General features: G+C 45.4%; 12 protein-coding genes. 7 read left to right on the top strand and 5 right to left on the bottom strand.

Features of this window, described 5'->3' with window-relative positions; all coding sequences use genetic code 11:
* The first annotated feature begins 73 nt into the window (after window positions 1-73).
* The 3 genes from putA (at window position 74) to putP (ending at window position 5554) form a co-directional block, all read left to right on the top strand.
* Window positions 74-3205: a bifunctional proline dehydrogenase/L-glutamate gamma-semialdehyde dehydrogenase PutA gene (putA, locus tag L3V32_RS13875; RefSeq protein WP_237284535.1), complete on the top strand. Its 3132-nt coding sequence runs from the start codon at window positions 74-76 to the stop codon at window positions 3203-3205.
* Window positions 3206-3216: 11 nt separating this feature from the next.
* Entirely contained in the window at window positions 3217-3924 is a 708-nt protein-coding gene (locus L3V32_RS13870) for a 1-pyrroline-5-carboxylate dehydrogenase (RefSeq protein ID WP_237284534.1), read from the top strand.
* A 136-nt stretch (window positions 3925-4060) separates the two neighbouring features.
* Entirely contained in the window at window positions 4061-5554 is a 1494-nt protein-coding gene (gene putP, locus L3V32_RS13865; RefSeq protein WP_005392162.1) for a sodium/proline symporter PutP, read from the top strand.
* Between the two features lie 124 nt (window positions 5555-5678).
* Here putP and L3V32_RS13860 read toward each other — a convergent pair whose 3' ends face one another.
* Entirely contained in the window at window positions 5679-6212 is a 534-nt protein-coding gene (locus L3V32_RS13860) for a GNAT family N-acetyltransferase (protein WP_006740879.1), read from the bottom strand.
* Window positions 6213-6394: 182 nt separating this feature from the next.
* On the opposite strand from L3V32_RS13860, the gene L3V32_RS13855 reads away from it, so the two are divergent.
* Window positions 6395-6634, top strand: coding sequence for an RNA-binding protein (locus L3V32_RS13855; RefSeq protein WP_005392166.1), 240 nt, complete (start codon window positions 6395-6397; stop codon window positions 6632-6634).
* Between the two features lie 58 nt (window positions 6635-6692).
* Here the strand turns inward: L3V32_RS13855 and L3V32_RS13850 are convergent, their stop codons facing one another.
* Complete coding sequence (locus tag L3V32_RS13850) at window positions 6693-7247, bottom strand: GNAT family N-acetyltransferase (RefSeq protein ID WP_065645217.1); 555 nt, start codon at window positions 7245-7247, stop codon at window positions 6693-6695.
* Between the two features lie 384 nt (window positions 7248-7631).
* Between L3V32_RS13850 and L3V32_RS13845 the strand changes: the two genes are divergently transcribed.
* Entirely contained in the window at window positions 7632-7880 is a 249-nt protein-coding gene (locus L3V32_RS13845) for a hypothetical protein (protein WP_012842405.1), read from the top strand.
* A 294-nt stretch (window positions 7881-8174) separates the two neighbouring features.
* Window positions 8175-8651, top strand: coding sequence for an Lrp/AsnC family transcriptional regulator (locus tag L3V32_RS13840; RefSeq protein WP_006740877.1), 477 nt, complete (start codon window positions 8175-8177; stop codon window positions 8649-8651).
* Between the two features lie 125 nt (window positions 8652-8776).
* On the opposite strand, the gene L3V32_RS13835 is transcribed toward L3V32_RS13840, so the two are convergent.
* Window positions 8777-9484 carry a DUF445 domain-containing protein gene (locus L3V32_RS13835; protein ID WP_164665975.1) on the bottom strand — a complete coding sequence of 236 codons (708 nt, stop codon included), beginning with the start codon at window positions 9482-9484 and terminating at the stop codon, window positions 8777-8779.
* Window positions 9485-10075: 591 nt separating this feature from the next.
* Window positions 10076-11926 (bottom strand): ABC transporter ATP-binding protein, encoded by a 1851-nt coding sequence (locus L3V32_RS13830; RefSeq protein ID WP_237284533.1) that lies wholly within the window; start codon window positions 11924-11926, stop codon window positions 10076-10078.
* A gap of 403 nt (window positions 11927-12329) precedes the next feature.
* Between L3V32_RS13830 and L3V32_RS13825 the strand changes: the two genes are divergently transcribed.
* Window positions 12330-13331, top strand: a complete 1002-nt coding sequence (locus L3V32_RS13825) for an arginine deiminase-related protein (protein ID WP_054866774.1) — start codon at window positions 12330-12332, stop codon at window positions 13329-13331.
* A 103-nt stretch (window positions 13332-13434) separates the two neighbouring features.
* On the opposite strand, the gene L3V32_RS13820 is transcribed toward L3V32_RS13825, so the two are convergent.
* A complete protein-coding gene (locus tag L3V32_RS13820) occupies window positions 13435-14385 on the bottom strand; it encodes an AraC family transcriptional regulator (protein ID WP_237284532.1) in 951 nt (316 codons plus the stop codon).
* Window positions 14386-14632: the final 247 nt, after the last annotated feature.

Below are 14632 nucleotides of genomic sequence, written 5' to 3'. Positions count from 1 at the left end.
CGGCCTCAAAATACACTGCCAGCCATTGATAATCCTCGAAGCGGTTTTCGAGGAGTGAGATTGAGGAACACACATGTTTACAACTACGAACGTGTTGACACCGGAATTTATCGGGCAGCCGCTTGATAAGTTGTGGTCACTGATCTCGCCATTGTATATGGTGGACGAGTCTCAATGGCTAGAGCAACTATTGCCACTAGCGACGCCGACAGAGGATGAAAAATCGGCGATCACTACCCAAACGACCCAACTTATCGAAGCCATTCGTGCCGATAAGAAGTCAATCCAGATGATTGATGCCCTATTGTTGGAATACAGCTTAGATACTCAAGAAGGTATCTTGCTGATGTGTCTTGCAGAAGCATTAATGCGCATCCCAGATGCCGCGACAGCAGATTCTTTGATTAAAGATAAGTTGAGCGTCGCAGACTGGAAATCTCACCTGAAAAACTCTGACTCTGTGTTTGTTAACGCATCAACATGGGGCCTCATGCTAACAGGTAAAGTGGTTGGTCTTGGTGAGCAAGGCACCCAGAGCCCAGGTCAGGCTGTAAACCGTCTGGTAAATAAATTCTCTGAGCCTGTGATTCGTAAAGCCATGTATCAGGCAATGAAGATCATGGGTCACCAGTTTGTTCGTGGTCGTACGATCGAAGAAGCGCAAAAGAACGGTCGCCCAATGCGCGACAAAGGTTTCACCTACTCATTCGATATGTTAGGTGAGGCGGCGTTAACCACAGCGGACGCGAACAAGTACTTCAAAGATTACCTAATGGCGATCGAAGCGGTAGGTCGAGAGACTTACGGCAATGACACCAGTCCTGCGCCTTCGATTTCCATCAAGCTTTCTGCATTACACCCGCGCTACGAAGTCGCAAATGAAGAACGTGTAATGACAGAGTTGTATGACTCACTAATGCAGCTATTGAAACGTGCAATCGAAGTCGACGTTGCAATCACAATCGATGCAGAAGAAGCGGATCGCCTTGAGCTTTCTCTGAAGCTATTTGAGAAAGTGTACCGTAGCGATCTTGTGAAAGGTTGGGGCAAGTTTGGTTTGGTTATTCAAGCCTACTCAAAACGTGCTCTACCAGTCTTGGTGTGGCTAAACGCACTCGCAAAAGAGCAGGGTGACCTTATTCCGCTGCGTTTGGTTAAAGGCGCGTACTGGGACAGCGAAATCAAGTGGTCTCAACAAGCGGGTTACGCTAATTACCCGGTATACACTCGCAAAGAAGCGACGGACGTTGCGTACCTAGCTTGTGCTCGTTTCCTACTTAGCGAAGGTGTTCGCGGTAATATCTACCCGCAATTTGCAAGCCACAATGCCCACACGGTGACGGCAATCGCCGTTATGGCTGAGCACAAAGAGTACGAGTTCCAGCGTCTACATGGTATGGGTGATTCACTGTATAACCATGTTATGGAAATGTATGGTCAGCCAGTACGTATTTACGCTCCTGTCGGTAGCCATGCTGATCTTCTTCCGTACTTGGTTCGTCGTCTGCTGGAAAATGGCGCAAACAGCTCGTTTGTACACCGTCTGGTTGATGCGCGTTGTCCGATTTACGAGTTGACTCATCACCCTGTTGATGTGTTGACGGGTTTTGACACGCTACACAACGACAAGATCCCATTACCTGCCGACATCTTCCCTGAGCGTAAGAACTCATACGGCGTCAACATTGATATCGACAGTGAGGCGAAGCCATTTGAAGCGCAAGTAGAAAGCTTCATGGACAATCAGTGGGTTGCAGGCCCGATGATCAATGGTGAGCGTTTTGCCGAAAGCATGATCAAGGAAAATGCGGCTGAGATCATCACCGCACCGTACGATCGCCGAATTGAAGTCGGCAAGGTGGCATTTGCAACTCTTGATCATGTTTCCGCTGCAATTGATGCGGCGCAAACTGCTTTCTCTGATTGGAAAGGTGTTCCTGTTGAGCAAAAAGCGGCTTGTTTAGAAAAGCTTGCTGACTTAATGGAAGAAAATCTGGCTGAGCTGGTGGCGATTTGTCACAAAGAAGCGGGCAAGACGATTCACGATAGTATTGATGAAGTTCGTGAAGCAGTGGATTTCTGTCGTTATTACGCGAAACAAGCGCAAAACCTACAGCCATTTGAGCTAGAAGGTTTTGACGGTGTGAAACGCATTTCTAGCCGTGAAGGTCTTGGTGTGTTTGTATGTATTAGCCCTTGGAACTTCCCGTTGGCTATCTTCCTTGGTCAGGTAACGGCAGCACTGATTGCGGGTAACACAGTGGTTGCCAAACCTGCTGAGCAAACAAGCTTAATTGCCGCTCGCGCTATTGAATTAATGCTTGATGCGGGTTTCCCTGCTGGTGTGATTCAGTTACTTACTGGTCGCGGCGCTGAGATCGGCCATGCACTGACTTCTCATGATGCCATTGCTGGTGTGGCATTCACTGGTTCAACGGCAACTGCGCAACGCATTAACGTCACGCTTGCGGAGCGCAGGGCGAAACCGGTTCCGTTTATTGCGGAAACAGGTGGTCAAAACGCAATGATCGTGGACAGTACGGCATTGCCAGAGCAGGTGGTGCGTGATGTGATTCGTTCGGCGTTTGCATCTGCCGGTCAGCGTTGTTCTGCCCTTCGTGTTCTATTTGTACAAGAAGATGTAGCAGACCGTATGATCAACCTGATTCAAGGTGCGATGAATGAACTGCATGTTGGTTTACCTTACCTACACAAAACGGATGTTGGTCCGGTTATCGACAGCAATGCAAAACAAAAACTCCTTGCTCACCTTGAGCAAATGAGCAAAACACAGACTAAAGTCGCTCAGCTACAGCTGGATGAATCGTGCCAGCATGGTGACTTTGTCTCACCAAGTGCGTTTGAAATCTCGGGCATCGATGTGCTGAAAGAAGAACAATTTGGTCCAATCTTGCACATTGTTCGCTTTAAAGCGTCTGAATTACCGAACGTGGTTGCGCAGATCAACAAAACGGGTTTTGGCTTGACGATGGGTATCCATAGCCGTAACGAAACCACGTACCGTTGGATTGAGAAACACGCTCGAGTAGGTAACTGCTACATCAACCGAGACCAAGTTGGTGCTGTGGTTGGCGTACAGCCGTTTGGTGGTCAAGGCTTGTCGGGTACTGGCCCGAAAGCTGGTGGTCCACACTACCTATTCCGCTTTACTCAACATCTTCTTGCTCAAGCAGAAAACGCATAAGGAGTCGCATTATGGTTCATCAGATCACCTATTTTAAAGATGCATTCTCTGCGTGGGAGCAGTGGAATCTGACTGATTTTGATTACAAATGCGAGCATGTTCTGGCATTTAAATCTGCATTAGAAGGGCAGCAGTCTACCGTTGCCAAAGTGGTTTCTTACCACTTGCAACAAGCATCAGCTCTTCTTGCAGAAACTCACCAGTTAGTTGGCCCTACAGGGGAAACTAACGAACTGTATGCCGCAGGACGCGGTGTGGCTTTGGTGATTTGTGAAAACAACATCGAGCCTGCTGATAATGCGTTATACAGTGCTTTTGCGATGATCACCTGTGCCTTAATTGCAGGCAACAGTGTGGTCGTTTGCAGTGACAATGCAGAGCTAAACCAACTGGTTAAGCAAGCTGTAGCGTTGGCAAACTTCCCATCTAACTTAGTCCAGGTTGTTGCGTACGATGCGTCTGCTTCGTTGCTTGAGAGCGATGTACGTAGTGTGGGTTATGTTGGGCGTTCACAGGTTGAGCATGCGCTCAATCTTCAACTAGCTAAGCGTGACGGTGCAATCGTCGGCTTAGTTTCTGAAACGGATTTAGAGTCACCGAAATTGGCTCATGATCCTCATCTCTCGTTGCGCTTCATTACCGAGCGCACTCGAACGATAAATATTACCGCGGTGGGTGGTAACGCGACTCTACTCGAGTTGGGGAACGAAACTCACTAACCTGACTTGTGATACCAATCTGGAGTAACTGGACTGAGAGCCGGTCCAGATTGGTTTCTTATACTCTGATGTATTGCTGAGACGGTAAAATATCAGGGCAGGCAAGGAAGGAAATAATTATAACGAGGACTATCTAATGATAGAAAATAGCTTTGCTATCACGTCCACTTTTGTGGCGTATTTACTGATTATGGTTGCTATTGGCGTTTACGCGTATAAGAGGACTTCCAATTCATCTGATTACTTCCTAGGTGGCCGTAGCCTAGGTCCGTGGCCTGCTGCATTATCTGCAGGTGCTTCAGACATGAGTGGCTGGTTGCTGCTAGGCTTGCCTGGCTATGCGTACGCTGCGGGTATCGAGGCCTTCTGGTTAGCCGGCGGTCTACTTCTTGGTACATGGGCAAACTGGCTCATCAGTGCAAAACGCCTACGTACCTACAGTATCCAAACTGACGCGTTAACGTTGCCAGAGTTCCTGTCACGTCGCTTCAACGATAAGTCGAAACTGATCCAGACAATCTCTGCGTTTTTCATTCTTCTATTTTTCCTTTTCTACACCAGCTCAGGTTTGGTCGCAGGGGGCAAACTGTTTGAGACGGTATTCGGTCTAGATTACACCTACGCTGTTATTATCGGTACGGTGTGTGTGGTTTCTTACACACTATTCGGTGGTTTCCTTGCGGTATCTTGGACTGACTTAGTGCAAGGTCTGCTAATGGCGGCTGCGCTAATGATTGTTCCTGTTGCAGTAATGGACGGTGGTCTAGGTCAGCTAACTTCTGATCTGCATGACATCAATCCAGAACTTGCAACGTTATGGAATGACGCCAAAGGCGAACCACTGTCTGCGATTGCTATCATCTCTTTAGCGGCATGGGGTCTTGGTTATTTTGGTCAGCCACACATCCTAGCGCGTTTTAAAGCGTCTCGTTCAAACAAAGATCTAACGACTGCACGTCGTATCGCTGTGATTTGGACTGCACTATCTATGGTTGGTGCAATGCTTGTTGGTCTTGTCGGTCTGGTTTGGGTTACGGGTCATCCGGGCACTCAACTAGAAGATGGCGAGAAGATCTTCATGTTATTGGTTAACGCAGTATTCCACCCTGTCGTTGCGGGTATGTTGTTAGCAGCAATTCTAGCGGCGGTAATGAGTACAGCAGACTCACAGCTTCTTGTTTCATCTTCAGCGCTTGCAGAAGATTTCTACAAGCAAGTGTTCAAGCCAGAAGCCTCTTCTGAAGAAATCGTAATGATTGGCCGTATCGGCGTTATCGTGATTTCGCTTGTTGCGCTATTCCTAGCAATGACACCAGATAGTTCAGTACTTGGTCTTGTTTCTTACGCTTGGGCTGGCTTCGGTGCTGCATTTGGTCCTGCGGTTGTACTTAGCCTTTACTGGAGCGGTATGAACCGTAACGGCGCACTAGCAGGTATCCTTGTTGGTGGTATCACTATCGTAGTTTGGAAGCAGCTAACTGGCGGTTGGTTTGATGTGTACGAAATCGTACCGGGCATCATCTTCTCTACGCTTGCTATCGTTGTTATCAGCAAAGCGACAGGCGGTGCAGCGCAAGACGTATTAGACCAACATCAATCGTACGAGAAGAAACTAGTTGAACTAGACTAATTACTTCCTTTTACGAACACAAAGCCCGCTTATACAGCGGGCTTTGTTTTATCTGAACTTAATAAACGTTAATGGTGATTGCTTGAGGCCAGACTGTCACGTCGCTTTATTCTTTGTGAGTGTGTTAGTCACGACGAACTTTGGCGTAAATGACGGTGTTACTCAGCTCGCCAGAAGGCGCACGCCGAGCATTGCGTAGCTCACCTTCAAACTCATACCCACAGCGCTCAGCAACCGCACGACTTTTGCGGTTATTCGCATCGGCTAAAATCGCGATTCTTTTCGCATCCAACGCTTCGAATGCATAGTTTTCAATCGCCGCTACCGCCTCAGAGATATAACCGTAGCCTACCGCGCGATCATCAAGCCAATAGCCAATCTCAAATGCCGGTATCTCTTGATCATGGATCATTAACCCAATGGCGCCGAGTAAACGATCGCTTTCCTTGTCGATTAGGTAGTAGCGCAACTCTTCTTCGAAGTTTTCAAAGTTTGCGATGGCTTTCTCTGTCCCTGCAATCATCGCTTCTAAAGTGAGCACGTGAGGTACCCATGGCAGGTAAACTTCAAGCGTTTTTTGGCTACGAACAACGGCCTGATGTGCTTCTTCTGCACGTTCCAAGCAAGCTGGGATGAGCTTTAAACGTTTGGTTTCCATGTCGAATCTCCTAGGCTTTTATACTCCAATCGTTTCGTAATGCAGGATTCAGAGCGTTATCACTAAAAATCATTTAAACAGAAACACTTAGAGACATCTAGCCTTCGCAACAACATTATTCACTTGGTTTGTAAGGGAGAAGCTGAGAGAATTGAGGCGTTATAAACATAAAATGGTTTAATATGAAACTTCTAGTAAGAAACTTAGCTCGTGAGACGACAGAGCAAGACATCCGTACTCTGTTCTCAAACTACGGCAAAGTTGAGCTTTGCACCGTCGTGCTTGATCAAGAGACGGGTTTATCAAAAGGGTTTGGTTTTGTGATCATGCCGGATGAAGCCGAAGCCGTTGCGGCGTTGGAGGCACTAAACCTGTCTTCAGTACATAAGAGCAAGATTCGTGTGAAAGTCGCACAAGACTAGTATTTTTGCCTTTCAAGGTGAAAGATAAAACCAGCTGAGAGGCTGGTTTTTTAGTGCCTTAATTTTGAGAGGTTGCTACGGTTACTTGAGGCGAAAATATTTGCTGGTATACGCAGACTTCTCGTTCTTTTCCCTGCATTTTGATGATGTGATTGTCGATATACGTCATGCCCAACTTTTGAATGACTGATTGGGATTGTCTGTTTTCGACCAAGTGCATCGCTTTTAGGCCCGATAACTCAAAATGTGGTCTGGCAAACTGAATTAAAGCCATTGACGCTTCTTGAGCAAACCCATTCCCCCAATAATCGACGCCAAGCCAATACCCTAATGTGCCGACTCCCTCGGAGATGTTTAGCAGACTAACAGCACCAATTAACGCTTCGTCTTGACGTTGAGTAATGGCATATATGACCCCACTACGTTGGTGATATACGCCAACATGGCTCTTAATCCAAACTTGTGCCATCGGCTCTTCATAGGGATGAGGAATGTTTGCGGTCATATCTGCAATGCTCTTGTCTCCTGCGAGTCGTGCGACTGTTGCGCTGTCTGTCGGATGAAATGGGCGAAGAATAAGCCTTTGTGTCGTGAGCGTTGGTTGAAGCGTCATCGTGCGTCCTTGAGATGAGTCAGTATCGTGGAAATTGCAGATTCACACTGTAAATCAGGCATGTTTAAACAACCAAGTAATGCCTGAATCGAAAATGTGAGTGAAAGCCATATTTAAAACGCCATAAAATTGATCATTGCAGATTGAAATAGCGAGTAGCAACAATTGCTTATGTGTGATGTGTCGTATTATTACACACATAAGCGCGTTCGTTCATAATAGTGGTACAAAAGTTGAGGTCTGACCAATGTCTCAATTTTTTGATACTTTCGTCCAATTTTTTGAAGATAGGACACAAAAAATTAAAGGGGCTTTTTTATTGTGGAATTATTTTGAACAAAATATGTCAATTGTCAGTAGTACTGAAAAACAGGGAGAAGAGAAATGCCGGATATATATTGCGCAGCTTGTAGAAAATCAACGCAACATAAAGTGATCATGAAGCGTTGCGAGCCACAGCCCGTTGATTCGTTGACAGGTAAAGTGGTGAGTTTTACACAGCTGATGGCGAAATTTGTATCAGGTGAACACTACTACGAGATGGAACCACAATATTACTGTCGATGCTGTAATCATCGTGCAATTGGAGAAGTGATTCCTCATCCTACCAGGCATACGTCGGCAGCTCTCTAATTCAGAGCAATAGCTATGATTAATAGCTAAACAGGGCGGCTTGCTTGCCCCGCACGCCAGATCTATAAAGGCGTATCACACGCTTTCAAATTTGCGACTCTACGGGAGCCGCTAGATTACTTTTGTTCTTCATACTCGGTTATGGAGAGAGCGGCAGTAATCGCAGCCCTTTCCTTCCTTAGTTATTTTCGAATTATTCTCTGCTGAATTTCACATGCTGTGCATTTGATGGTTTGCAATTGTTTAAGCAACGATTAATGTGATGCTTCCTGAGTGGTTACAAGGATGTGGTTAATGAGTTACCAATTGGACCGGATTGATTTACACATTTTGAGAGTGCTTCATTCAAGAGGCAGAATTCCAGTTGTTGAACTCGCAAAGCAGATCAACTTAACGACCTCGCCGTGTTCTGACCGCGTGAAGCGGCTAGAAAAAGAGGGGTATATCAATGGCTACCATGCTGAGCTGAATGCGGAAAAATTAGGGTTGGATGTGCAAGTATTTATCCATATTCGCTTAGACCAAACCAGTTTTTCCATTTTTGAAAAGTTTGCGAAAGCCGTCGAATTGATGCCGGAAATTGAAGAGTGTTATTCGCTCTCTGGGGACTTCGATACCATGATAAAGGTTCGTGTTAAGAGCATGAAAGCGTATCAGGAGTTTATGTCGAGTAAGTTAGGCACGCTTCCAGGCGTAATCCAGACTCGCAGTGAAGTGGTAATTGAAGAACATAAAACAGGATTTGGCGTAAACCCGGAGCTCCTTGGTTAGGCGAGGCTGATGTCTATGACCGCAGCGCTTATGCGTTGAGCCCCGTTATTTAGCGTGGCTTGGCATATTACTTTTTCAAGATCAAAAAAGGAGCCGAAGCTCCTTTTTGATAAATCGGTGAGCGACTATGCGCCGATAAAGGTGCTGATAACACCAATCAAACCACCAAATACGCCACCCCAAACGACTAGCCAGCCAAGGTGTTCTTTAATCATTTTTTGCACCATTTCTTTGACCAGTGCGGGTGTTAACTCGCTCAAGCGCTGATTAATGATGCCTTCAATGTTTTGCTTTATCTCATCCATCATAGCAGGAGATTCGAACTGCTCTTTCAGTGCTTCTTTGATGTTATCGCTCTTGCTCAACTCAATAATGGATTCTTGCATCTTTTCGACGAAAGGCTGCCGCATAGGTTGTAATGCCTCCGCGCCGCCAAACATCGCTAGCATGCCGCCAAATTGAGAGCCTTCGATCACTTCTACCAAAGAGTCAAACGCTGGGTTTAAATCCACTTTCTCAATCACAGGTTGAAGATCGATGTTTACACCGCCCGCCATTTCTTTGTTCAAGAATCGATCGATGTTCGCTTCGGTAAAGAACTGCTCCATCATCAAGTTTTTGATAGCCAGTTTAAACTCTTCAAATCGCGCGGGGATCACGCCAGAACCGTATAATCCAGGCACTTTTTCAAACAGCATGTGGATGGCAAGCCAGTTAGTGATGGCGCCTGAGAACGCAAACAGCCCCGCATACCAAAGGTAGTCGTTTTGTAATTGATGACCTCCAGCCATCAAAGCGATAGCGAGGACATTCGTTAGTAAACTTTTGTTCATAGTGACCAGTTATATGTGAATATCGGAATAAATAAGTGGGCCTGATTCTATACCTAAGTCACATTGAGATGCTAGGTTTTGCCGTGATGAGTGACCGTGTTGCGAAGGGATAAAAATGGATGTGCAGAAAAACAAAACCCGACAATTACTGTCGGGCCACTGCTTTTTCTTAGAAAAACTAAGATTCTATTTTTAATTTTAGATGCGGTAGATCTTACAACACAGTTGGCATTTCCATCTTTCTGAGTAGCCGAATAGCTTGTCAGCCCAACTTGGTTTGAGTTGTACGATCTGCATTGAACCACATTTACACATAAGCTAATTACCTTATTGTTAATCTAATAACTAAGCCATCTATTGAGTATAGCTGTTTCTCAAAAAGTGAAATGACAAATGAAGACGGCTCAAAACTCTGTATTGTGTTCATTGCAATGGATACGCAACGAGGCGGTATATTAGCAGAAAAAATGTGAGCTTTATCATGGAGGGTGTTTCATATATGAGAAACTATAATGGCTATATGAGTATAGGTTTATCAATAAAAATGAAAAACGGCGCTTCATGCGCCGTTTTTATTGGGTTTCTCGCTAATTAAGAAACGTGTTGATTTTCTAACTCTTCAGCGATAAATCCGCCAGTTTGATGCGCCCAAAGCTGGGCATAAATACCGTTGTTCGCGATGAGCTCTTGGTGAGAACCTTGCTCAACAATACTGCCTTTATCTAGCACGATGAGGCGATCCATTTGTGCGATGGTCGACAATCGGTGCGCAATCGCAATAACGGTTTTTCCTTGCATTAATTCATTCAAGCTTTCCTGAATCGCTGCTTCGACTTCTGAATCCAGAGCCGATGTAGCTTCATCCAGTACCAGCAATGGTGCATCTTTGAGTAGCACACGAGATATTGCGATACGCTGACGTTGGCCGCCAGACAGTTTCACACCACGTTCACCAACTTGCGCATCGTATCCGACGTTGCCAAATGGGTCGGTCAGAGTTTCAATAAACTCATGGGCATGCGCTTGCTTGGTGGCTTTCAGCAAATCTTCTTCTGTCGCATCTGGGTTGCCATACAAAATATTGTCGCGAATAGAGCGGTGCAGCAGAGAAGTATCTTGGGTCACCATACCGATCTTTGAACGCAAAGAGTCTTGTGTGACTTCAGAGATGTTCTGTCCATCGATCTTAATGCTGCCGTCTTCGACATCGTGGAAACGAAGTAACAAGTTGACCAGAGTTGATTTTCCGGCGCCGGAGCGCCCAACCAAGCCGACTTTCTCTCCTGGTTTGATGTTGAGATCGAGGTGGCTAATCACGCCTTTGTTCTCACCGTAATGGAAGCTGACGTTATCAAAGTGAATGCCACCTTCAGTGACAACTAAGTCTTTTGCGTCTGGTTTATCTTTAATATCAATAGGCTTAGAGAGCGTTTTCATTCCATCGACTACGGTTCCCATATTTTCAAAGAGGGAGCCAACTTCCCACATGATCCACATCGACATACCATTTACGCGTAATGCAAGGCTAACAGCAATCGCAATCGCGCCAACGCTGATGGCACTATCCAACCACAGGTAAATCGATAAAGCAGCAACGGAAAACACCAAAATATAGTTTGAGATCTCTACAGCAACGTCGAAGCCGGTCACTAGGCGCATTTGACGATAGACCGTATTCAAAAATCCCTTCATGCCTTGCTCAGCATATTGGGTTTCGCGCTGGCTATGAGAAAACAGTTTGACCGTTTGAATATTGGTATAGCTGTCGACGATGCGTCCTGTCATTGTCGAACGTGCATCGGCCTGCGCTGAAGCGACGTCTTTAAGCTTAGGAACGAAATAGATTTGGATAGCGATGTAAGCGAGCAGCCAGACGATCATTGGGATCATCAAACGCCAGTCTGCCGTTGCTAACATAATGATCATGCTAGTGAAGTAAACCGTAACATAAACAAACACATCCATAGCTTTCATGACGGTTTCGCGCACAGCTAGTGACGTTTGCATGACTTTAGTTGCAACTCGGCCTGCAAAATCATCTTGATAGAAGTTTAAGCTTTGATTGAGCAAATACCGGTGTGCAAGCCAGCGGATAGACATTGGATAGTTGCCCAATAATGTTTGGTGAACGAGCAACGAATAAACGATCACCAAAATGGGCATGACAACCAACAATAAGGTTCCGTAGAAAATTAAATCTGCTTTATTGTCTTGCAAGAACGTTTCTGGATTGCTGGTAGACAACCAATCAACCAATTGTCCCATCGCGCCAAACAACATAACTTCAACGACAGCAACAATCGTGGCCATCAAAGACATGATGATCAAAGGCTTTTCGTAGCCGCGGGTGTAATAACGTAAAAAAGCGAGCATCCCTGAAGGAGGCTGATCTGGTGTAGATTTGGGGAACGGCTCTGTAAAGCCTTCAAATCGTTTAAACATAACTCATCCTAAAGTTAAAACAGTGCCATTTGGGGTGGCTAAATCCATCGATTCACGCAGCTTTGGACGAAGTCGCGTGTATAAGGGGTTTTGGCTGCTCCTCGATAAAGCAGACGGATTGACGAGAGGGGCGAAAAAATAGTCTAACCGATTGTGTTTTAAATGTAACTAGTTGGTTATGGGGGTGGTTGTCTATGGTTCTGATTCTTATGATGAATTCTTCGCATGTTCATCACGGTGCCATAAAACCTTAAACCTGCATAGTGACAATAAAATTTCGGGAGAAATAAGCTAAGTGCAGTGAAAATTACTTCTAGGTAATTAAATTAATTGTGAAAACAGCAAAACTGAAGTTAACAATAAATTTACAATCTCCTCATTCTAGTGATAAGGAATGTATTGGATGCTATTACACGAATCAGTGACCCAATTTGCTAATGGGAAAGAAGAAAGCACGCAAAGTGCTCAGCGCCAAACCGCAAACTGCGTAGTGATGGTGCCACCGAAAGAGTTTCGTTTTAATGAAGAAACCGCACAAGATAATGAGTTCCAACATAAAGTGTCACTCAGCCAAGAAGAAGTCTCGCGTAGAGTGATGGCCGAGTTCGCGAGTATGGTAGCAACGCTGCGTCAAGAGGGCGTTCAAGTTGTTGAGTTTGATTATCCAGCTTCAGATGTTTCGACGCCAGATGCGGTATTTCCAAACAACTGGTTTAGCACTACGCCAGATGGCACGTTGTACACCTTTCCAATGGCCTGTGAAAACCGTCAAAAAGAAGTGCGTCCCGATGCGCTTGTGGCGGCACTAGCGCAAGCTGGGCGAGAAGTTCATCGACGTAGCAGCCTAACTGAATATCTTGATGAGCAAGCGTATTTAGAAAGCACGGGTGTGATGGTTTTTGACCACTTAAATAAAACGGTCTATGCCGCACTTTCACAACGTTGTGATCGTCTGGTTTTAGAAGATTACGCCGATCGTATTGGCTATGAACGAGTGATTTCTTTCCAAACCCGTTTGCCATCTGGTGCGCCGATTTATCACACTAATGTGATGATGGCGGTTGGCGAACAGTTTTGCGTGATTTGTGACGAAGTGATCCCAGAATTTGAGCGTCGTTTTGTTCTGAAATCACTCGCCAAAGATAAGCAAGTGATCTCTATTTCGATTGAGCAAATGAACCACTTCTGTGGCAACATTCTTCAGTTGGAAACCATCAATGGAGACAAAGTCATTGCGATGTCGCAATCGGCATACGATGCTTTCTCTCCTGCACAAAGAAATCAACTTGCTACGCACGGTAAATTGCTGCCATTCGATGTTTCTACCATAGAATCTATTGGTGGTGGCTCGGTTCGCTGTATGTTGGGTGAGGTCTTTTTGCCTAGTCGACAAGCGGTGTTATAAGCAATATTGAGCAGTTTTGCTTGCAAATGCAGGTGACGTTCATTCTCTCCCAAATAATAAAACCGTTAGCCTCGAGGCAGTACGAGGCTGACGGTTTCACTTGCTAGCTTCTTCCTAGGATATTCCGAGCTTGACCCATACTCTCGCGCAAAGACTTGATGTCTTTGGATGGTGGCGCACCAAATAAACGGCTGTATTCACGGCTAAATTGAGAAGGGCTTTCGTAACCCACTTTAAACGTAGTCGCCATGGCATCGAGGTTTTCTGTCAGCATTAAACGCCGAGCTTCGCTGAGTCTTAATTTCTTTTGAAATTGCAGTGGCGTCATAGATGTCATAGAGCGAAAGTGGGTATAAAACGCCGATTTACTCATGCCGCTGTAGGCGGCTAAATCACTGACACTTAAAGGCTTTACGAAATTATTCTTCAACCAATCAATGGCCTTTGCAATTTGATGGCTGTGACTTCCTGCAGTTACGATTTGATTAAGACGAGCGCCCTGTTCGGTGATTAACAGTCGATAAAAAATCTCTCGTTTAATAATCGGCGCTAAAATTTTGATGCTTTGTCCTTCATCCAGCAGCTCTATTAAACGCAGAAAGGCGTCAAGTAATGGCTCCGACAACTCTCCAACCGCTATGCCTTTTTGTGCTTCTTTGCTTTGATTAAACGTCAGCTCACTATCGACAATAAGTTGAGATATTTCAGTCAGATCCAGCTCCATAATCACCCCTAAATAAGGTTTATCTTCACTGGCTTCAATGATATTGGCGATAATCGGCAAGTCGACAGAGGAGATCAAAAAGTGGTTAGCATCGTAAACAAAGCTATCTTCACCCAACAACACGCGCTTTCTCCCTTGAGCAATTAAGCAAATACTTGGGTTGTGGGTGTAGCTTGTCGGTGGTGTTGGGGTTGCCCAACGACTGAACCTTAATCCTGGAATTTCTGTGTCATATTGGTTCGCGCCATTTGCCCATTTCTCAATGTGCTTGGCAAGCTTTTCTATTGCACTGGCCAGGGTTGACGAAGTGTTTGACGGTACCTCTTGCATAAGTCAGTGCTCTCCTCTGGTTGGCCTCAGGTTCGGGGTTAACGGCATGCGATTTCTGCCTTTGTAGTTAACGCTTTTTCGGAGTCAACTAAGCGACTTGATTAAGCATAGTTATAACAGTTCATTTCTTTAAGTAAAGAATATTGGGCAAGTGTCTATTTCGAGGTTAAGCGATCAGAGAGTGATCTTTCTGGTTGGTTTTTGAGCGGGTTAATTGTCTGTCATGAATTTTATTATTTAATAGTCA

The sequence above is a fragment of the Vibrio sp. J2-4 genome, from assembly GCF_021728155.1.
In the GTDB taxonomy this organism is placed as follows: Bacteria; Pseudomonadota; Gammaproteobacteria; order Enterobacterales; family Vibrionaceae; genus Vibrio; species Vibrio diabolicus.
This window is presented reverse-complemented; position numbering and strand designations above follow the sequence as displayed.